This window comes from Citrifermentans bremense R1 (assembly GCF_000426865.1).
GTDB classification, from domain to species: Bacteria; Desulfobacterota; Desulfuromonadia; order Geobacterales; family Geobacteraceae; genus Geomonas; species Geomonas bremensis.
Genome location: NZ_AUGE01000042.1, coordinates 1 through 19,932 on the forward strand (window position 1 = coordinate 1; position 19,932 = coordinate 19,932).

The following is a 19,932-nucleotide window of genomic DNA, read 5'->3' on the forward strand; positions in this document are numbered from 1 at the left end:
CGGCCCCTCCTGCGGCCCCTCCTGCGGCCCCTCCTGCGGCTGCCGCTACGGCCGTTGGAACTGCAGCTGCCGTCCCGTCGGAGCAGGTGATAGCGTCGCTCACCAAGGAGAACGCGCTCCTGCAGGAAAGGCTGAAGGCCTTGGAGAGCTGCAGCATCACCTCGACCGAATTGGCGGCGAGAAACAGCAAGCGCCTCAAGGAAATAGCCGGCGACGTCCGCGCCCAGCGGCAGGGGCTGGCCGACTTCGAGGGATACGTAAAGTGGATGTCGGGGCACGTTGCCGGGTACTCCAAGTACTTGGCCGCGGGCTCGGTTGCCGCGCGCTTTGCCAAGGTGCTTCCCATCCCCTACGCCGGTCAGGCCTCGATGTTCACCAAGTTCGTTTCCGATGCCGCCGTATCTCTTGGGGCTTCTTCGGTTTCCATCAACAAGTACCTGGCCACCTCTCAGCAGTTCGTCACCCGGGTCGATGCCCTCGACCCTAGGCGTCCTACCCACACCCAGGAGGTCTCCGATCTCACCCGGTTCGCCGACCAGGACCTCTTGAAGGGGATGCTGGAGGTGCAGGACCGCCTGGTGACCACCTCGCAGTTGACCACCTCATCTCTTTCCTTTCTGGAGAGCCTCAACCACTACGTCGGCTCCACCGACGAGTATTGGGCGAAGACCAAGTCGCTGCTGAAATCCGACGACAAGGCCGAAAAGAGTTTCCTTTCAGAAAGCACTACCGCTTTGCGCAACAAGGCGCAGGCTTTCAACGGAAAGTTCATCCTTTTCGACGCGACCGTTAAGAAGGCTGCGCCGCAGATAAAATCGCTGGTTGCCTACGACGACTTGATCCGTTCCATGGATCCGAGGTTCGCCAAATTGAGGTGACGATAGGGAGGGCGCATGGAACTTGATGCAGAACTTGTCGGTCAGTTGAAGAGGGTGCTGGCAGCGGCGGAATGCCTGCTCCCGAAGCCGTTTCCCCGCATCGACTGGAGCGTTTGCCACGCGGCCAACTGGAAGAGGCATTCTTTTGCTGGATTTCTGGAGCCGATCGACAGCATCGAGGGGATAACGCTCGAGGACCTGCTGGGGATCGACAAGCAGAAGCAGGTGATCGAGGAAAACACGCTGCAGTTCCTGGCGGGGCTTCCCGCCAACAACGCTCTTTTGTGGGGGACCAGGGGGACGGGGAAGTCGTCGCTGGTTCGGGCTCTTTTAGGGCGCTACGCGCCGCAGGGGCTCCGGGTGATCCAGGTGGACAAGGACGACCTGATACATCTGCCGGATATCGTGGACCGCCTCAAGGGCGTGCCGTACCGCTTCATCATCTTCTCCGACGACGTCTCCTTCGAGATAGGCGAATCGAGCTACAAGATGCTCAAGAGCGCCCTCGACGGCTCCGTCTATGCCCCGCCCAAAAACGTGCTGATCTACGTAACCTCCAACCGCCGTCACCTGATACCCGAATACGAGAGCGACAACAAGGGGGCCATGATGGTGGAAGGGGAGATCCATCACGGCGAGGCGGTGGAGGAGAAGATCTCGCTTTCCGGCAGGTTCGGCATCTGGGTGGCGTTCCATCCCTTCAGCCAGGACCAGTACCTGGAGGTGGTGCGGCAGTGGGTGGAGCGGCTGGCGCAGGAGTTGACTGCCACCGTCCCGTGGGACGAGGCGTGCCAGGAGGCGGCGATCCTCTGGTCGCAAAAGAAAGGGGACCGAAGCGGCCGCATAGCCAGCCAGTTCGCCAACAATTGGGTGGGGCAGTACCTGCTTTCACAGAAAACTAAGGCGAAAACTTAAACCGGAAAGGCGGAACACAGAGGTCTCGGAGGTACAGGTCACCGAGGTTTTTTCGGGGAAAGGCAAAGGCGCTCACCACAGAGGTACACAGAGGAACCACAGATCTAGGCTTTTCCTGTTTCTGTTTTTCCTCTGTGACCCTCTGTGTTCCTCTGTGGTGAAAGCCTTTAGAACTTGTATCCCACCGAGAGCGCTATCAGGTGGGCGTCGGTCTTGTATTTGCCGTTTGCAGCGGAACCAGGCATTGCCCCGGCGATGCTGTTGCTCTTGGTCCGGTTTTCCAGCAGTTGATAGCCATAAGAAAAGGCGACCGTCACCGGCTTGAAGTTCATGTCGGTGCCTGCACAAAATACGTGGGTTTTGGCATCGGGGATGCTTGGGTCGAAGGTACTGTCGGGGACGGGGGTGTCGCCGTAGACATAGCCTGCCAAAAGAGCGACGGTGTCGTTCATCTGGTACCTGCCGCCTACGTTGCCGCCCCACGCGTCTTTCCAGGCTCTTTGGCTGCTCACCACTTTGCCATTATCCAGATCGAGGTTCAGCTCCTTGAAGGTGGACCAGCCTTCCCACCTTGCTCCCGCCTCGATCACCAGTGGTCTGCTGACTTGGTAGGCAACGCCTGCCGTTACCTGCGGCGGCAGGGTGATGGTCGTCTTGCCTGCCGTGTCGAGACCAAGCGCCGATATTACAGGCGATGTTCTGGACGTTCCTTTCACGCCAATAACTACTTGGCTTCGGTAAGAAATACCGAGTGAAAGATCCTGAGTCGGCTTGTAGGCGGCTCCGAGGTTGAAACCTATCCCCTTGCCGTCTCCCTTGAACTTGCCATTGATGTCGAAACCGGGTCCGGGAATGCCGATCGCTGCGCTGTTTACCGCTTTTTTCTCAAGTGTCGCATCGAGAATTATGACGTCGACCCCTGCAGCCACGCTCAATTTCGGAGTGGCCTGATAGGAAATGGCGGGGTTGACGTTGAAGGTCTTCATCTTGGATTTCGTCGCTATATAGCGGCCGCTCCAATTTTCGTCCCACTCGGTCCCCAGGCCGAAGGGGTTGAAGACGCCGAGGCCTACGCTCACCTGGTCGTTTACCTTGTGCGTCGCGTAGAAATGGCTCGGGAAAAAGAGCGTGTCGCTGGAAGTGCCGGCGCCCCCCCCGGTTGGTTGGTACTCGCGATTGGAGAAGATGGCGGTGGTGCCTGCTTCAACCTGGGTCCCTGCTAGCTTGTTCATAAGGGCGGGGTTATAGAAGACTGTGCTGGGATCGTTGGAGTGCGCGGTAACGGCGTTGCCTTGCCCCAAGGCGGATGCATCGTGGGTAAATACTGCGTAACCGGAAGCATGGACCGCCGCTGCGCCGCCGAAAGCTAGCATGGGTGTCAGCAACGCGACCAGCAGGCCTTTCTTTTGTTTCATAACCCTTCCTCCTGAATATTGTTTAGAGCATCGAGCATCAATTAGAAGGCAAGCCCATCGTAGGGGCAAGTGCTTCATATTTTAATGTGTTCTTGCAGATTTCATGACCGCAGGGCTGTCTTTAGGGCCTTCACGGCTGCAGCTTGCAGCCAAGGCCCTCATTAAATACCATACTCTCTGCTGGCTGTAAAGCTTCCTCCATAAAAATAGACACTTCGGCGGCTTGACGCTTGAGGCGGCGAACTAGTAACATGGCTCCTGCCGTGGTTGCCTAACTGCGGCTTTTGTGCTAATAGTCAGGCTTTCTAAAATGCAAAAACGGAGTAATTTCAATTATGCAGGCACAACGCTACCTCATGGAACACGGCGACGAGTCTCTCCGGCTCGATATCAAGACGGACAACGAAGTGACCGCCAGGCAGGCTACCTGGGCCGGTATAGCCCCGGGCATGCGCGTGGCGGATATAGGGTGCGGTTCGGGAAAGACCACTTCCAAGCTGGGGGAGTTGGTGCAACCGGGCGGGAGCGCACTCGGCATCGACATCGCAGAGCAGAGGGTCGCTTTCGGCCGGGAGAACTACCAGAACGATTTCGTCAGTTTCCTGCACCGCGACGCCCGCCCCCCCATGAAGGATCTGGGCTTTTTCGACTTCGTCTGGGTTCGTTTCCTGCTTGAGTACCACAGGGCGAACAGCTATGACCTGGTGAAGAACATCTCGGATATCGTGGAGCCTGGAGGGACGCTGGTTCTGATCGACCTCGACTACAACTGCCTAACCCATTTCGGCCACTCGGACCGGATGGATAAGGCGCTGGCGGCCATCATGAAGAGCCTGGAGGTAAAGGCGAATTTCGACCCCTACGTGGGGAGGAAGCTCTATTCCTACCTCTACGACTTGGGCTACAAGGATATCAGCGTGGATGTCGGCGCCCACCATCAGATCTTCGGTGAGCTAAGGCATGCGGACGACTTCAATTGGACCAAGAAGGTGGAGGTTGGGGCGAGATTTTCCGGCTATGACTTCGCCGAATATGAAAACGGGTTCGAGGAGTTCCTGGCCGAGTTCAGGACCTTCTTCGCGCATCCGCGCAGGTTCACCTATACCCCCATCATCGCGGTGAGGGGACGGAAGCCGTAAGCCAAAATAACAACAGCAAATCCCCTCTGTCCCCGGGGGGACGCGAGTTCTCCTGCAGCGCTTGATGGGCAAGTCTGCCCTAAGTTCCCCGATATTCCCCGAGGAAGTTTTAGCTATCACATGACCCCCCCCCTTTGGCAAAGGGGGGCAGGGGGGATTTGCCTTTTTCAGAGGGAACGTCTCATGCAGGAAAGGGTTGCATCGCTCGGACCTCGCCTTCCTCGGTTGCCCCGCGCTTGCGGCAGTTGATGAAGGCTTCCACGATATGCCTTTCGAAGTGCGACCCGCTCCCTTCCCTTAACAGCCGGAAGGCTTCTTCCATCGGCATGGGGTCCCGGTAGTGACGCTGCGAGGTCACTGCCTCGTAAAAATCGGCGACGGCGATGATCTTCGCTCCCAACGGTATGTCTTTTCCCTTCAACCCTTTCGGATAGCCGGTGCCATCGATCTTTTCGTGGTGCGCGCCGGCTATCTCTGGAACCTGCCGGTAAATCCCCTCGAAGTTGACCTGCTCCAAAATGTCCCTGGTCTTGTGGCAATGCGTCTTGACGATCTCGTACTCCAGGTCGGAGAGCCTGCCGTTTTTCTTCAGGATGGCGTCGGGAACGCCGATCTTGCCGTAATCGTGCAAAAGGGCCGCGACCCTGATCATCTCCACCTCGTCCTCGGGGAGTCCCAGTTCATGGCAGATCTCCTCGCAGTATTCGGTGACCTTTTCGGAGTGCCCGGCGGTGAGGGGATCCCTGGCGTCGATGGAGGCTGCCATGACCTTCAAAAAGGAGCTGAACTGGGTCGACTTCGCCTCGTGCAGGTTCGCGTTGTGAATCGCGATGCCGATGACCGGGGCGATGCTCATCAGGAGCGTCATGTCGCTTTGCACCAGGGGGCGCTTCGACTTCAGGTTGTCGACGGCGATTATGCCGAGCGACTCGCCCTCGCAGATGATGGGGCAGCAGATGAAGGTCTGCGACAGGAGCTGCTTGGCGAAGTTCTGGCTCTTGCCCGACAGGTTGCCGCCGATCTCGTTGATGTCCCCCACGAGAAACGGGCGCTGCTCGCGGTAGGAGACCACGAACACGCCCTTAGCCTCGGGGCGGTCCAGCTGGAAGGTGGTCTTGCTGAGGAAGCTCAACTGCTCGTCGAAATAGCCGAAGCCGGCGTGAAAGACCAGTTTGGTCTTCTCCGGGTTGGTCAGAAGGATCAGGCCGCGGCTGTAGTCGAGGCGCTTCTCCAGAACCAGGACGACGTTGGCGAGGATGTCGTGGAGGCGGGTCTGCTTGCTGATCACCTGGCCGATCTCGTTGGTGACGAGGGCGTTGTTGTAATTGAGCTCGAGCTGCTTGAACAGGTTGTCGGAAAGGTCCTTCAGGTTCAACTGGCCGGCGAGGAGCGCCTTTTTCTCGCCGTTGAGCGCGATGACGCTCAGAAGCAGCACCGTTATGGCAGATGCCGGCAGCACCCTCTCCAGCCCCTGATGCGGGCTGATAGCGATGGAGATGGCCGACAGCAGGGAGAGGCCGAATACTGCGTAATTCCTCGTGGATTCCCAAAAAGTATGGCTCGACTTCTCCCAGGAGACGATATATCGGCATTCCTGCCCCCCCTGGAATATGCACTCGGGGTGTTCGATGCGGGGAAGCTTCACGTCGAAGGCTGCGGCCACGGCCTCGAAGAAGCCGATCCGGTTCTGGCACTGGAAGGGCTGCTCCTTAGTGCCGGGGCGCGGGGTGACGGTGATCTCCACCTTGTTGGCGGCTAGTTTCCTGGAGGTGTAGACGGAGGAGCGGACGAAGTTGTTGTTGGTCGCCTTGCCGATCATCTCGTAGGCCTTGGCGGGGCCGACCAGTCCCAGGAAATACTGCCTCATCATTCCGATCGCATCGGGGGAGGCGGCGTAGCGCCCGGCCTCGCGGGCGAGGTTCTCGTTGCCGGTGAGCTTCAGGAGCCGTTCGTGGAAGCGGTTCACCTGCTCCTGGGTGAACCAGTGCCCCTGGTCGGCCACCTCATACGGGCTCATGCCGGCATAGTCGAGCAGTTCCGTGATGTTGACAAAGCTGTACTTGTTCTTGATCAGCTTTATGTACGTATCCGTGATCCTGCTGTTGTACAGCGGCGCATCCATCATCTTCGCGATCCTTGCCTCACTGGGCCAATGCTTCGGCTGTATGTTTTTTGCTCTTGTTCCTGGTGACGAGCGTGGTCAGGTACTTTAGGAATTTGGTGCCGCTGCTTTGGACGTTGAGGCACCAAAGGGCATATTTCTTGTCGTAGGGAATATCCGCCGCTTCCACGTAGCTGACTGGATACACCAGGACCGGAATGTCGTCTTGCTGGTACTTGTGCGTGAGGATGGAGAGCGCCAGGTAGATGATGTCTTTCGGGAGCATCTCCGGGTCCATGATCAGCACCTGGATGCAGTTGGTTAGATCGGAAAGGTTGAGCCCCGCGTCGGAGAGGTTGACGGTGAAGACGGCCTTTATGTTGCCGTGTTTCTTCAGCGTGTAGCAGCGCCTTTTCAAGCTGAAGCCAAGACGCTGGTACTCCTTGGAAAGCTCCTCGTAATGGATCATCTCCGGCTCAAGGTTGAGCGCGTGCAGCATGAGCCCGCCCGATTCCTGCTCGTAGAAGCTTTCCAGCTCGAAGAGGTCCTCCGCGCTCGAGCGCGACAGTTCCCAGGGGCCGGAGAAGTTCCAGTTCTCGGAAAAGCTTCTTTTGTAGTGCAGGTAGGCGAAGGCGTCGATGGAGCACCCTTTGGAGTCCGCGATCAGCTTCGTGGCCGTGCCGAAGACGCGGTTGGGGAACTTGTTCTCGGGGCGGTAATAGCAGATGACGTAGTTCATGTGCGCCGAGTGCAGGTTATAGCAGTCGTTGATCGAGTGGGCCAACTGGTTCAGCACCACGAGCCCGGCAGTGGATGATTCCGATTTGTTGGCTGCGTGGTGGTGGATGAGCCAGCTGTTCTCGTAGAAGCGCAGCATCGCCATGTGCCCCAGGATCGCGCCCTTCTCGTGGTAGATGAAGTGCCGAGCGATGCTGGGGTTTTGGGTGTAGAGCTTGTCGTACATCTCCTTTAGCTGGGCCTTGTTGGCCTGCACGAAGGCGTACTTCTCGGGATAGATGAAGCCGGTCTCGAAGAAAAACTGCCAAAGTTCCTCGGTGTTGGCGCGGTTGCTGATGTAGGCGTTCTTGTCCTTGGCGAGGTAGAGCAGGCCAAGGAGATTCACGTGCTCCCTGATGTCCATGTCCAGAAAGCTAAGTCCGCACTTGACCCTCGCGCTGCCGTCCTCGCTTTGGAGCACCTGGCGGTAGATCACCTGAGCCATGCATTTGGTGGTGAAACCGTTGGCGATGCGCAACTCCAGTTCGGGGATGATCATCCCCGGAAGCAGCACAGAGCGTTCCTGCTGTTCGTTGACCGAAAAACCGGACCCGGAAATATCCACGACCTTCAGGTCGATGTTCTTGCCGCTCAGGGGGTGCTTGAAGAAGACGTTGGGCAGCGGCAAAAGCTCATGCCGCACGCTGCGTATCTCTTTGGCCTTGAAGCGCTGCATCTGGTTTTGCAACGGCTCCAGCACGTAGATCCGCGACCTGGGACCAAGCGTCTGAGAGATGATGCGGCAGGAACCCGAGTAGATGGTGGCGTCTTCGCTACTGAAGACCACCTGCACGGGAACTTCAGTGTTGACCCAGTGGAAGGCCTGGTTGGGCGTGCCGTCGGTTTCGACCCGGAAAGAGACCGCGCTGAAGTCGAGCAGGGTCCCTTGGAAGCGCGCCGAATTCTGCAGCAGCTCGACCTTGATCCCCTCGCAGCTGTGCCTCCTGGTTTTGCGGTAGTTCACCTCGATGCATTTCTCGGGAAGGAGGAAGGTCGCGCCCGTGTCGCTCACCGAGATCAGTTCGGGGGCCGCGACCACGAGCTTCGTGCCGTCGATGATGAAGATGTTTTCGAAGGTGCAGGAAGAGATATTGGGCTGCGCTTCGCTGGTGAGGGTCCAGCGGCACTCCAGCTTGTTGTTCAAGCATGGCTGCGGGCGAGCCTCCAGGCTTACGGTGCGGGGATACTTGGTGTGCCTGAAGTTGACGAGTATGGAGTCTTCTTTGAAGTTGATGAAGTTCAGTCTGTTGATGAGTTTTGTTAGACTGATTTCCTTTTGGCTACCCAATGAAAATTCTATAATAGTTCCCGGCCTGGCAAACTGCAGAATCTTTCGTGCGCTCTCCATTCAAGCTCCTTAACAATTTATAACATAACAGAGACAGACCGAAAAACTTGCCCTGCCATCTATGCCTGTTTACGTACTGTAGTCGCTTCAACGGTACAGATATTCGTTCTTCCGCATAAATATCACGAACGTAACTTTTTTTCACTACAAAAGAAAAAGACCAGCGTCGTGCAGTATCGGTCTGTTTTTTACAGGGGTTTGTTGAGAAGAAAAGGGGGGAATGCAGCTGCTCAGGACGCTATCCTTTAGCACCCACCGAGGCTTCCAGATAGGCGTTGAAGTCGAGGGTCTTAGACGTTTTGGGGGGAGTGGCGGGGATCGGCGACTCTTTTTGCCCGGGGGAGGTGCGGGCGGCGACAATGCGGTTGCGGCCGCCGGCCTTCGCCTCGTACAAAGCGACGTCGGAGGCGTGCACCAGGGCGGTGAAGGTGCGGCCGTCTTCGGGGAACGAGGCGACCCCGAGGCTCGCGGTAAGGCGGACCTGCGGGATCTCGCTTTCGCCGGGGAATTTTTCCCTCTCTATCTCTGACCTGATCCGCTCGGCGACGATCATCGCCTCCACCTTCGAGGTTCCCGGGAGCACCGCGCAGAATTCCTCGCCGCCGTAACGGGCCACGATGTCCATGTCGCGCAGCGAGGCCTTGATTATTTCCGCCGTGATCTTCAGTGCGTCGTCTCCGGCCAGGTGCCCGCAGAGGTCGTTGTAGCTTTTGAAGAAGTCGAGGTCGATGAAGATGACGGTGAGGTTCAGTCCCTGGCGGCTGCTTCTGTTCAGTTCCTCCTCGAGCCGGTTCTTCAGGAAGCGGCGGTTGTAAAGGCCGGTGAGCGCGTCGGTGACCGAGAGCTGCTCGAAACGCTCGGATTCCTCCAGCACCTCGGTACGCTCGATCATCAGCGAGGCCAGGTTGGCGAAGGAGGTGAGCACCTGCAGGTCTGCGTCGGTGAAGGGTGAGAGGTTCTTCTTGTCGGAGAGGTTCAAGACGCCGATGATCTTGTCTTTGAGCTTGAGCGGCATGCAGATGAGCGATTTCGACTTGAAACGGAGCCTGTTGGCCATGGCGACCCGGCTGTCCTTCTCCACGTCGTTGACCAGCAGGGGCTGGCCCGACTGGGCCACCATTCCCGCTATGCCCTTGCCTACCTTGACCGGGAGGCAGCGCGCGACGTTGAGGGTCATGCCGAGCGTGAAGACGATGTGCATGTTCTGCCCGTCCTTGTCGATCAGCATGACGGACCCTTGCGTTGCGTCGATCAGTTCTGCGGCGATCTCGAGGATGGCCTGGTAAAGCTCGTCCTTGCTGTCCACCTGCAGCAGGGTGTTGGTCAGCGACATGAGCCGCTGGGAAAGGGCGTTCTCCTTGGATTGCTCCGCCTCTTTGATGATGCGTGAAAGCTTTGCGGCCGTGGCGCCGGCGAGCATGGAGATGAGCAGGGCGTCGCTTTTCGTGGGGGCGACGTCGAACAGGGCCAGAAACCCCAGTCGCTCGTCCTGGCTGCGCAGCGGGAAACAGGTGCAGACGGTCGCCTGCAGGGCGGGGAGCACGCCGCGCATCTGCGCGTCGAAGAGCACCGTCTTCGCCCGGCGGTCTTTCGCCATGAAGAGGTGGATGGCGTCGGCGGGTATGCTGCCGAGATCTTCGGGGAGTCCCCATATTCCGCTGACCTGGAAGGAGGTGCCGGAGGCGTCCCTGAGCGCTATGGCAGTTTTGGGTGAGTTGAAATGGGTGACCAGGGTCTCGCAACAAAGCCCGATCGTCTCGGTTACCGTATTGGCAAGGTCGAGCTCCTCCAGCGAGCGGGCCACGGCGTCAAGTCTTGGGTCGCAATGTTCCTCCCCTGGCTCGCCGGCGGCGGAGGTGGAGGAGGGGAGAAGGACGGGAGCCTGCGGTGCCAAGGAGAGTTTTTCTACAAGCTTTGCGACTTCCTCCGCGACCTTGTGGGCTACCTGCTCGACATCGGCAAGGGAGGCGGTGCAAAGCGATTCCACGTACGGAAACAGCGAAAAGACTTCGCCGCCGCCGGAGCGGGCCAAGGCGGCAAGCTGCCAGAGGTCGATGGAATCGTCCCTCACGCCGTCTCCCACCAGGCAGAACTCGTCGCTCCCGATCCGGAATGGGATGGCAAAGCCGAAGAAGCCGCCGCCGTAGCGACAGACCGAGGTGGTTTCCTCCTGGAAGTACACCTCCAAGTTGGGTTCGAAAAACTGCCGCGCCACGTCCCTGCAAAGCGCGTCTTCTACGAGGGAATAGCAGTTCTCGAATTCTCCGCGAGATGGCGTGCGGCAATAAAGGGTAAGGCTGTAGGGCGCCAGCGCGGGAAGGCTCTTAAGCCCCGCCAGCAGATCCTCGAACAATTTTTTGTCCGGTCCTTTTCCCACAGCCATGGCTCCCACTATGAAAATGATACGTCAAATAGCGGCCAACAGGCCTTGTGCGCCGAGTTCATCCAGCAAGCTGCGTGCCACCAGGGGGCTTCCTTATTTTTTGGAGCGCCCAGCGCTGTATCAAATGAGGGTGCCGCAATGTTACAGGTGCGTTTAGGTGTCTGAATATCTCTTTGTGATATTTACCGTTTATCACGAAAGTTCTGGATGCAGCATTGTAATAGTTATACTATGACTATCAAGATAATTTTCTGTATTCAGAATCACACAAAGAAAGTTTTTTATAGTTTGTCTTCTGTATATGTCTGAGTGATATTGAAATGCTGAAGTTCTATGAGAGTGTTTCAACGATGGATAATTAAATTGATTATCCTCTCTCACATGGGTAAACTTTCGCCATTTCGGTTGAAGGGATTGAAATGGCTTTTGGGCCCGACACGCCACTGTATAACAGCCGCATCATAGGCTTGTTCGTGAAGCTGCTGAGGGAAAAGTATCCCCAGGTAGATATCGGCGAGCTTTTGAACCACGCCTGCATGAAAAGGTGGGAGGTGGCGGATCCCGGGCACTGGTTCAGTCAGCGGCAGATCGACCTCTTTACCGACAAGCTGGTCCTTATGACCGGCGACCCCCGCATCGCCCGGGAAGCGGGGAGGTACGCCGCGTCGCCTGAGGGGCTGGGCTCATTGCATGCCTTCGTTCTTGGGCTGGTAGGCCCGGAATACATCTTCTTCATCATGCATAAGCTGGCGCGCAAGTTCACCCGCTCCTCGCGCAGTTCCTCCCGCAGGATCGGCCCTCGTGAGATCGAGGTTACCGTCGCTTTCGAGCCGGGGGTGGTCGAGAATCCCTCTCAGTGCGACAACCGCATCGGCTACTTCGAGGCCGCCTTCCTGCTCTTTGGTTACGACTTTCCCCGCATACGTCATACGGAGTGCATCTTCAAGGGGGGAGAGGTCTGCCGCTACAACATCTCGTGGAACCCGTCGCTCATCTCGCGCCTGATCGTCGCCCGCCGTTTTTCGTTGCTGCTTCTGCCGCTAAGCTCGCTGTCCCTTTTCTTTGGAGCCGGCCACTTCTTCACCCCTGCGCTTACCCTGGCGCTCTTTGTTTATCTCCTTTTCACCCTGCTGCTGCACGGCCAGGAGCGCAAGGCGCTTCTCTCGTCGCTGACCAGCATGCGCAACTCCACCGAAAAGCTGCTGACCCAGACGCAGGACAACTGCGACAACGCCCAGATGATCAACGAGATCGGCGAAGTGCTCTCCAAGAGGACCGATCTCGACGACATCCTGAGGAGCGTGAACCAGGTGCTGCTGAAAAGGCTCGATTACGGCCGGGGCATCATCTTCCTTTTCGACCGGGACCGGGAAGCCCTGGTGCTGAAGGGATGTTTCGGGTTCAGCGAGGAGCACCAGCTAAAGCTTGCGCAGATGGTGCTTCCGGTTGCCAGCAGCGAGCCCCACGGCGTCCTGGTCCGCTGCTTCCTCCAGCAGGAGCCGCTGTTGGTGAACGACCTTTCCGAGGTGAGGGCGCGGGCCAGTGCCGAAAACTACGCCTTCTTCGTGGGGCTTGGGGTGAAATCCTTCATCTGCGCCCCCATTGTCTGCGAGGGGGAATCGCTGGGGGTCTTCGCGGTCGACGACATGAAACGGGGAGGGGAGCTTTTGCAAAGCGACCTGAACCTGATCCAGGGTGTGGCGCCGGTGATCGGCATCGCCATCAGGAACGCGATGCACCTGGCCAACGAAAGGCGTCTTTCAGAGCAGCTGAGGAAGGCGTCAGAGCTGCTGGAGCGCAGGGTTGACGAGCGAACCTCGGAGCTCTCCCAGGCCAACCAGGAACTTGAGTTTCTCTACGATTCGGTGTCGCACGACCTGCGCACGCCGATCAGGGTGATCTACGGCTACGGGGAGCTGCTGCTGGAAAGTTACGGTCCGCAGTTGGACGACAGCGCTAAAGAGTACCTGCGATGCATCATAAGCGGCGGGGAACGGATGGAGGCGACCCTGGACCGGATGCTGGATCTCTCGGAGATACGCCAGGCCCAGCTCGACCTGCAGCCGGTGGATCTGAGCCGGATCGCCCACGGGATTATGGCGGACCTGAGGATAGTCGATTACAAGCGAGGCTTGACGGTGGAGATCCAGGAGGGTGTGGTGGTGACCGGCGACGAGAAGCTTTTGACCCGCGTCATGGAGAACCTTTTGGGGAACGCCTGGAAATATACGGCCGGCAAGGCTGAAAGCGCCATCTCCTTCGGCGTGCGGGACGGGGTCTGCTACGTTGCGGACAACGGGGACGGCTTCGACATGTCGCAGGCAGAACGGCTGTTCCTGCCTTTCCAGAGGCTGCATGGCGACAGTGATATCTCCGGTCACGGCTTCGGGCTTTCCATCGTGCGCAAGATGATCGAGCGCATGGGGGGGCAGGTGTGGGGGGAGGGGAAGCCCGGCGAAGGCGCGACCTTCTACTTCACCCTCCCTGGTGCCGCCAATGCCAGGGTTTTACCTCAGCAGGCTCCCGCCGATGCCGGTGAGCTTGCCGCCGACTAATGCCTCACCGCTCCTTTCAACCTACCTCCGCATACTCCCTCTCGCGGTAATCCACTCCCAGCGACAGCGCCAGTTCCCGCACCTTCCCGACATCCAGTCCCGGCACCGTTACTGCGCTTGCCGTCACCTGAGGCACGTATTTGGGCGCTTCCCTGAGGAAATCGCAGACACCTTGGAAGCCTGCCGCTCCGAAGGGGGTATTGCACAACCGCTGGTAATCTTCGGCGTTGGCGGCGTTGAGGCTGACCGAGAGGACGTCCACAAGGCCCGCCAGTTCCGGGAGGATGTTCCTGCCGTGCACGAGGTTCGCCTGCCCGTCCGTGTTGACCCGGACCTTGATGCCGCGGCGCTTTAATTCGGCAGCCACCTCCTTCACCAGGTCGAGCCGGACCAGCGGTTCGCCGTAGCCGCAGAAAACCACCTCTTCGAAGCCGGAGGCCCTGTCTACCGCAGCTATCACCTCGGCGAAGTTCGGCTCGTGGGAGAGCTTCAGCTCATGCCCCTTCACCGCGAAATCGTCGAACTTGGGGCAGAAGGTGCAGCGGTTCGAGCAGCGGTTGGTGATATTCAGGTAGAGCGAATTCCGGATCATGTAGGCGATGGTGTCCTGCTCGGCCGGTTGCGGAATCCCGAAGAGCTTCCTGGTGTTGAACGAGGTGATCCTGCCGACGTCCTCGGCCGAAAGCCCCTTGACCTGTGCCACCCGCTCGGCCGTGAGCCGCACGAAGGCAGGCTCGTTCCTCTTGCCGCGGTGCGGCACCGGCGTCAGGTAGGGGGCGTCCGTCTCCACCATGAGCTGCTCGATCTTTACCCCGCGCACCACTTCCCTGAGCGCCTCGTTGGAGGGGTAGGTGACCGTTCCCGGGATGGAGATCTTGAATCCGAGCTCAATGCACTCCTGCGCCATGGCGAGGTCGCCGGAAAAGCAGTGCAGCACGCCTCCTACCTCGCCGGCTTTCTCCTCTTTGAGGATCGCCATGATCCTGTCGTGGGCGTCACGGTCGTGGATGATGAGCGGCAGAGAGAGCTCGCGCCCCATCCTGATGAAGCGCCGGAAGACCTCCTCCTGGTTTTCGCGCGAGGATCGGTCCCTGAAGAAGTCGAGGCCGATTTCGCCGATGGCGACCACCTTGGGGCTGGAGAGCGCCATCTCGCGGACCAGTTCGTAGCAGCGCTCGGTCACCCGGTCCGCGTCGTGCGGATGGATGCCGACCGAGCAGTAGACGTTTTCGCGCGCCCCGGCAAGGGCGAGCGCTTCCTGGCTAGATTCCAGGTCGGCTCCCACCGCCACGATGGTGCCTACTCCGGCCTCCGCGGCCCTCTCCATCATCTCCTCGAAATCGGCCGCGTACTCCTTGCCGTATATGTGCGCGTGGCTGTCGATCAGTTCCATTTCGGTTGCTCCTTGATGTAAAAGTCGCCCTTTAGCTAAGGGGGATTTAGGGGGATTGAGCCGGCGCAGCAAGAGATGAAATCCCCCCTGTCCCCCCTTCTCAAAGGGGGAAGTTCCCCTGGTTCCCAAACTCCAGCTTGGGAACCCAATGCGGGTGCAAAGCTCCAGCTTTGCATCTGGAAGAAGCTGGAGCTTCGGCAGGCCTTGCGTTCCCAAGGTGGACCTTGGGAACGAGATGAAATTTCGGGACCAGGAGTACATCTGCAACGAAGCGCTGCACGTGCACTCACGTTCCCCTCTTTGCGAAGGGGGGGCAGGGGGGATTTGCCTTTGCTGACACGCCCCCCCCCGCTTCTCGCCGCAAAGTCAGTCATTCTAATGTAATACGGGCCAGGAAGCTAGAGCTTTCTGACCCGTTGGCGTGGCGCTTTGATGAAGCTGCGATCAGCCGGTGACTGCGGTAATGGACGCCTCGATGCCGTCCATCAGGAGGGCAAGCTCGTCCATGGAGATGGAAAGAGGCGGGAAGATGACGATGATGTTTCCCAGCGGGCGCAGGAACAGGCCGCGCTTTCTCGCCTCCAGACATACCCTGACGCCGACGCGCTCCTCCCAGTGATATGGCTTTCTCGTATCCTTGTCGACCACGAGCTCGATGCCGCCGATCATCCCCTCCTGCCTCACGTCTCCAACGTGCGGGAGTTCGAGAAGCCCTTGCAGCCGCTGGTTCAGGTAGGCGATCTTGGGGGGGAGCGACTCGAGCAGGCGCTCCTTTTCGAAAAGATCGAGGCTCGCCAGAGCGGCGGCGCAGGCGATGGGGTTGCCGGTGAAGGTGTGCCCGTGGAAGAAGGTCTTCAGCTCCGCGTAGTCGCCCCAGAAGGCGTCGTAGATCTTCTTCGTGGTGAGCGTCGCGGCCAGGGGGAGGTAGCCTGCGGAGATCCCCTTGGAAAGGGCCATGATGTCGGGGGTGACCCCTTCCTTGGCGCAGGCGAACATGGCGCCGGTCCTGCCGAAGCCGACCGCCACCTCGTCCGCGATCATCAGCACGTCGAAGCGGTCGCAGAGCTCCCTCACCCCCCTGACGAAACCGGGGGGCTGCACGATCATCCCGCCCGCGCCCTGCACCGACGGCTCGATGACGAGCCCCGCCAGTTCGTGGGCGTGCTGTTCCATGAGCCGCTCCAGTTCCTTCAAGCAGAGCAGGCCGCAGCTGTTGCAGTCGCCTTCCGGGGAGAGGGCGCAGCGGTAGCAGTAAGGGGAGGGGGCCATGATGGTGGGGAAGAGAAGCGGCGCGTAAACCTCGTGGTAGATGGCGATGCCGCCTACGCTCATCGAGCCCACCGTGTCGCCGTGGTAGGCGTTATCGAAACGGATGAACTTGGTTTTTTGCTTGTTCCCGGTCTGCTGCTGGTACTGGAACGCCATCTTGACGCCGATCTCCACCGCAGTCGAGCCGTTATCGGAGTAGAAGACCTTGGCCAGTCCCGGCGGAGCGATATCGATCAGGCGTTTGGCCAGGTGCGCGGCACGGTCGTTAGAGAGCCCGAGGAGCGTCGAGTGTTCCAGCCGGTCCACCTGCTGTTTCACCGCCTCGTTTATCTCGGCGCGGCAGTGTCCGTGCACGTTGGTCCAGATCGCGCCCACCCCGTCCAGGTAGCGGTTACCGTCCGTGTCGATGATGTACGAGCCTTCGCCCTTGGTGATGATGATGTTCTCGGCGCCTTCCCACTCGCTCATCTGGGTAAAGGGGTGCCAGAGGTATTCGCTGTCGTAGCGTCTCAGCGTTTCAGTATCCAGTTCAACCACATTCATCTCCTCAACGTCAGTCCTGTGTGTTGACCAATTGAGTCTTCAAAGTTGTCAATTGTCAATGTGGGTCTGTGAAGGTTTTCATTGTCAATTGTCAATCGTCAATTTGGTCTAGAAGTGTTTTCGATTGTCAATCGTCAATTGTAAATTGCAGTTAATCGAACAGCTCCCGCAGCATGATCCCCGTCGCCGGTTGTTGCAGCAGGCGCTCGACGAGCCTCTCCGTCACTTCGCGGTCGTCTTTCCCGTCCGTATCGGGGAAAAGCCCGAGCAGCTGCGCGCCGGAGAGTGAATCTATCATGTGCGGCGCATAGGACTCGGCTTCCCCCGGGGAATCGGGGTAGCGGTTGACGATGACCCCTTTGACCTTGAGCCCCATGGTGCGGGCGCAGAAGACGGTGAGAAGCGTATGGTTGACGGTTCCCAGGTTCGGCCTTGCCACCACGGCGATGGGAAGCCCCAGGTGCTGGGCCAGGTCGGCTACCAGTAGCCCGCCGGCAAGCGGGACCATCAGCCCACCTGCACCCTCGACGATGACGAAGTCGTTGCTTTCGGCGAGCCTTTGGTACGCCTCCTTGATGGTGTCGAAGCTGATCCGGACCCCGTCCTGCGAGGCGGCGATGGAGGGGGCAACCGGAGCCCTCAAGAGATAGGGGGCGGAGTCCGCAGTCAAGGGGACGCCCGCGGCGTAGCAGAGAAGCTCTGCGTCCTCCGAGACGAGATGCCCGTCGCGCTCGATGCAGCCGCTGGTCACGGGCTTCATCACTGCGACCTTATGACCCATTCTTCTGAGCAGCATGGCGATGGTGGCCGATGCGATGGTCTTGCCGACCCCGGTGTCGGTGCCGGTTATGAAAATGCTTTTTGCAGCCATGGTTATCTTTCCTTACGTGGCGGTATTTGGGGGTGGCTCAGTGGGCGCACATGACGGTCTTAAGCCCCAGGTCGCTGAACATGGTGAGGTCGGTGTCGACGTTTCTCCCCAGCGTGGTCAGGTAGTTGCCGATCATGGTGCCGTTCGCGCCGGCGAAGAAAATCCAGGACTGCAGGTCGCGCAGGTTCTTTTCCCTGCCGCCGCAGACGGTGATGCGCTTGCCGGGGAGGATCAGCCGGTAGATGGCGATGGTCTTCAGGCACTCCTGGGCGGAGATGTTGGCGGCCCCCTCAAGCCTCGTCCCCTCGATTGGGTTCAGGAAGTTCATCGGCACGGAGTCGACGTCGAGATCCTTGAGGGTGAGCGCCATCTCCACACGCTGGGGCGCGCTCTCGCCAAGCCCGAAGATGCCGCCGCAGCAGACTTTGACCCCGGCCTTCTTTACCGCGCGCACCGTGTTGACGTCGTCCTGGTAGTCGTGCGTGGTGCAGATCTGCGGGAAAAAGCTCGCGGCGGTCTCAAGGTTGTGGTGGTAGGTGTCCATCCCCGCTTCCTTGAGTTTCCTCGCGGTTTCCTCATCGATGATGCCGAGGGAGCAGGAGGGGAGGATGGTGGTTTCCTTCCTGATGCGGCGCAGCGCCGTGAGGATCTGCTCCAGTTCGGGGCCGTTGACGGTGGTGCCGCTGGTGATGATGCCGAAGCAGGCGGAGCCGTTGGTCTCGGCCATGCGTGCCGAAGCCAGCATCTCTTCTTCGCGGACCAGCGGGTACACCGGTGCGTCTGTTTTGTGATGCGCCGATTGGGCACAGAAGGCGCAGTTCTCGGCGCAGCGGCCGGATTTCGCGTTGATGATGGAGCAGAGGTGCACCTCGTTGCCGACGAAATGCTCCTTGACGCGCGTGGCGGCGCGGAACAAGTCGTAGACCTCCGTTCCCTGCACTTGCGTGAGTTTGATGGCCTCTGCTTCGGTGATCGAACCACCTGCTATGATCCTGTGCGCTATGTCATTGATTATCTTTTCCATGTAAATCCTCCAGGCGCTGATTTAACATGTGGTGACGAGGTTGTCAACCAAATCAGCGCGACAGGTTGACGGGAGACGATGAGGAAAAGTAACAGCGGGGGAGGGGAGAACGAAAAAAGGGTTACGGAATAATCCGTAACCCTTGAATCTTTGGTGCCGAAGACTGGAATCGAACCAGCACACCCTTTCGAGTACTAGAACCTGAATCTAGCGCGTCTACCAATTCCGCCACTCCGGCTTGCGAGAGACCTACTTATAGCATTGGAGCCTCTTCTGTGCAAGGAAAAAATCGCCAGAGAGAATATTTTTTTTCTCCTGTTTCCGCTATTGACGGGCTTCTACGTGTAAATGCCTAAACGGCCGCTGGATATGACTTGGAGCTTCTCTCTGCCATTGTCATAGCGGCAAAAAGCCACTCTGTCAGTACCATTACTCCCTGACAAAGGTGTCCATGTCTGACTCGTCTACCATGGCCATAATGCGGGAATACTCTGACTCGATGGTCAGGTAGTGGTTGTGGGTCTCGTTCGCGTTCAGAATGAAGATCTCTTTGATGGCTGGGTCGGTGATCCTGGCGGCTGTTTCCCTGAGCGCCTTCTCCAGGTGCGTCTCCTTCTCCATGGCGTACTCAAGGGCTTTCTGCTCGGTGAAGTCGGGGCCGATCACCTTCTGGATGGAATTGACCCATAACGCCTCGTTCTGCGGGGGAGAGGCTATGAACTCGTCAAAGCTACCGAGGTCGGTGCCGGTGTAGGCCCGGAAGAACTGTAAGGCGTGCTCCTTCTCCTCTCTGGCCAGCTGTTCGAAGAGCCTTTTCGCCTCCTTGTCTTTCATCTGCTTGGCGCCGATCTCGTAGAAGTTCATTGCGTTCTTCTCTGTCTGAATTGCCTGCTTGATCGCCTCTTGTGTGTCTTTCATATATCCTCCCTGCCTCCTTGTTCCATTAAACTCAAAGTGTAAACATTATATGGGGTGTATTTGACTTGTCAACGGAGGGAAGTTTACTTGCTGAAACTGGTAACTGTTGGAAAAATCGAAGTATTGGCTGAGGCTGAGCGAGAGTTAATGCAGTTTTGGTTCAACCTGTAGCACGCCAGCTTGGGTGCGAGGTGGGATTTTGGGGGGCCTTTGACTTTGTCTGGTGCATCTGAAAGCAGGGGGGAGAAAGCAACCTGCCTCTTCAATAGAAAAAGCGCCTTGGCTCATACTGAACCAAGGCGCTTAGATTTTCGATGGTGCCGAAGACGAGACTCGAACTCGTACAGGCTGTCGCCCGCCACCCCCTCAAGATGGTGTGTCTACCAATTCCACCACTTCGGCA

13 protein-coding genes and 2 tRNA genes are annotated in these 19,932 nt (G+C 58.6%); 4 read left to right on the forward strand and 11 right to left on the reverse strand.

Translation table 11 applies throughout. The features are described 5' to 3' along the window. Together K419_RS23895 and K419_RS0117390 are read left to right on the forward strand one after the other, a co-directional pair. Nucleotides 1-878: hypothetical protein (locus K419_RS23895; RefSeq protein ID WP_051293090.1), on the forward strand; the 878-nt coding region annotated here is incomplete at its 5' end. A 15-nt stretch (nt 879-893) separates the two neighbouring features. Continuing rightward, a complete protein-coding gene (locus tag K419_RS0117390; protein ID WP_026842689.1) occupies nt 894-1,793 on the forward strand; it encodes an ATP-binding protein in 900 nt (299 codons plus the stop codon). 167 nt (nt 1,794-1,960) lie between these two features. Here K419_RS0117390 and K419_RS0117395 read toward each other — a convergent pair whose 3' ends face one another. After that, entirely contained in the window at nt 1,961-3,208 is a 1,248-nt protein-coding gene (locus K419_RS0117395) for an OmpP1/FadL family transporter (protein ID WP_026842690.1), read from the reverse strand. A 335-nt stretch (nt 3,209-3,543) separates the two neighbouring features. Between K419_RS0117395 and K419_RS0117405 the strand changes: the two genes are divergently transcribed. Continuing rightward, the gene (locus K419_RS0117405; RefSeq protein WP_026842691.1) at nt 3,544-4,347 is read left to right on the forward strand and encodes a class I SAM-dependent methyltransferase; all 804 of its coding nucleotides are present in this window, start codon (nt 3,544-3,546) and stop codon (nt 4,345-4,347) included. A 181-nt stretch (nt 4,348-4,528) separates the two neighbouring features. On the opposite strand, the gene K419_RS0117410 is transcribed toward K419_RS0117405, so the two are convergent. The 3 genes from K419_RS0117410 to K419_RS22290 all read right to left on the reverse strand — a co-directional run bounded on the left by K419_RS0117410 (nt 4,529) and on the right by K419_RS22290 (nt 10,950). Then, on the reverse strand, nt 4,529-6,472 hold the full coding sequence (locus K419_RS0117410) for an HD domain-containing phosphohydrolase (RefSeq protein WP_026842692.1): 1,944 nt from the start codon (nt 6,470-6,472) through the stop codon (nt 4,529-4,531). Nucleotides 6,473-6,488: 16 nt separating this feature from the next. Continuing rightward, entirely contained in the window at nt 6,489-8,369 is a 1,881-nt protein-coding gene (locus K419_RS0117415) for a PilZ domain-containing protein (protein ID WP_226377733.1), read from the reverse strand. A 442-nt stretch (nt 8,370-8,811) separates the two neighbouring features. Continuing rightward, the gene (locus K419_RS22290; protein WP_035497436.1) at nt 8,812-10,950 is read right to left on the reverse strand and encodes a sensor domain-containing diguanylate cyclase; all 2,139 of its coding nucleotides are present in this window, start codon (nt 10,948-10,950) and stop codon (nt 8,812-8,814) included. Nucleotides 10,951-11,375: 425 nt separating this feature from the next. Between K419_RS22290 and K419_RS0117425 the strand changes: the two genes are divergently transcribed. Next, entirely contained in the window at nt 11,376-13,511 is a 2,136-nt protein-coding gene (locus K419_RS0117425) for a sensor histidine kinase (RefSeq protein ID WP_026842694.1), read from the forward strand. A gap of 16 nt (nt 13,512-13,527) precedes the next feature. On the opposite strand, the gene K419_RS0117430 is transcribed toward K419_RS0117425, so the two are convergent. From K419_RS0117430 to K419_RS0117460, 7 genes are all read right to left on the reverse strand, one after another. Further along, entirely contained in the window at nt 13,528-14,904 is a 1,377-nt protein-coding gene (locus K419_RS0117430; protein ID WP_026842695.1) for a TatD family hydrolase, read from the reverse strand. 444 nt (nt 14,905-15,348) lie between these two features. Beyond that, nucleotides 15,349-16,710, reverse strand: a complete 1,362-nt coding sequence (gene bioA, locus K419_RS0117435; RefSeq protein WP_026842696.1) for an adenosylmethionine--8-amino-7-oxononanoate transaminase — start codon at nt 16,708-16,710, stop codon at nt 15,349-15,351. A 157-nt stretch (nt 16,711-16,867) separates the two neighbouring features. Continuing rightward, nucleotides 16,868-17,587: a dethiobiotin synthase gene (gene bioD, locus K419_RS0117440; protein WP_026842697.1), complete on the reverse strand. Its 720-nt coding sequence runs from the start codon at nt 17,585-17,587 to the stop codon at nt 16,868-16,870. A gap of 37 nt (nt 17,588-17,624) precedes the next feature. Next, nucleotides 17,625-18,611: a biotin synthase BioB gene (gene bioB / locus K419_RS0117445; protein ID WP_026842698.1), complete on the reverse strand. Its 987-nt coding sequence runs from the start codon at nt 18,609-18,611 to the stop codon at nt 17,625-17,627. A 151-nt stretch (nt 18,612-18,762) separates the two neighbouring features. After that, nucleotides 18,763-18,849 (reverse strand) — tRNA-Leu (locus K419_RS0117450). A 191-nt stretch (nt 18,850-19,040) separates the two neighbouring features. Continuing rightward, nucleotides 19,041-19,529, reverse strand: coding sequence for a ferritin-like domain-containing protein (locus tag K419_RS0117455; protein ID WP_026842699.1), 489 nt, complete (start codon nt 19,527-19,529; stop codon nt 19,041-19,043). A gap of 315 nt (nt 19,530-19,844) precedes the next feature. Further along, a tRNA-Leu gene (locus K419_RS0117460) sits at nt 19,845-19,931 on the reverse strand. Nucleotide 19,932: the final 1 nt, after the last annotated feature.

What these genes read in the sequence shown, in the direction of transcription:
- K419_RS0117390 (WP_026842689.1), top strand. Translation starts at nt 894, where the DNA reads ATGGAACTTGATGCAGAACTTGTCGGTCAGTTGAAGAGGGTGCTGGCA.
- K419_RS0117395 (WP_026842690.1), bottom strand. Translation starts at nt 3,208, where the DNA reads ATGAAACAAAAGAAAGGCCTGCTGGTCGCGTTGCTGACACCCATGCTA.
- K419_RS0117405 (WP_026842691.1), top strand. Translation starts at nt 3,544, where the DNA reads ATGCAGGCACAACGCTACCTCATGGAACACGGCGACGAGTCTCTCCGG.
- K419_RS0117410 (WP_026842692.1), bottom strand. Translation starts at nt 6,472, where the DNA reads ATGATGGATGCGCCGCTGTACAACAGCAGGATCACGGATACGTACATA.
- K419_RS0117425 (WP_026842694.1), top strand. Translation starts at nt 11,376, where the DNA reads ATGGCTTTTGGGCCCGACACGCCACTGTATAACAGCCGCATCATAGGC.
- K419_RS0117430 (WP_026842695.1), bottom strand. Translation starts at nt 14,904, where the DNA reads ATGGAACTGATCGACAGCCACGCGCACATATACGGCAAGGAGTACGCG.
- bioD (WP_026842697.1), bottom strand. Translation starts at nt 17,587, where the DNA reads ATGGCTGCAAAAAGCATTTTCATAACCGGCACCGACACCGGGGTCGGC.
- bioB (WP_026842698.1), bottom strand. Translation starts at nt 18,611, where the DNA reads ATGGAAAAGATAATCAATGACATAGCGCACAGGATCATAGCAGGTGGT.
- K419_RS0117455 (WP_026842699.1), bottom strand. Translation starts at nt 19,529, where the DNA reads ATGAAAGACACACAAGAGGCGATCAAGCAGGCAATTCAGACAGAGAAG.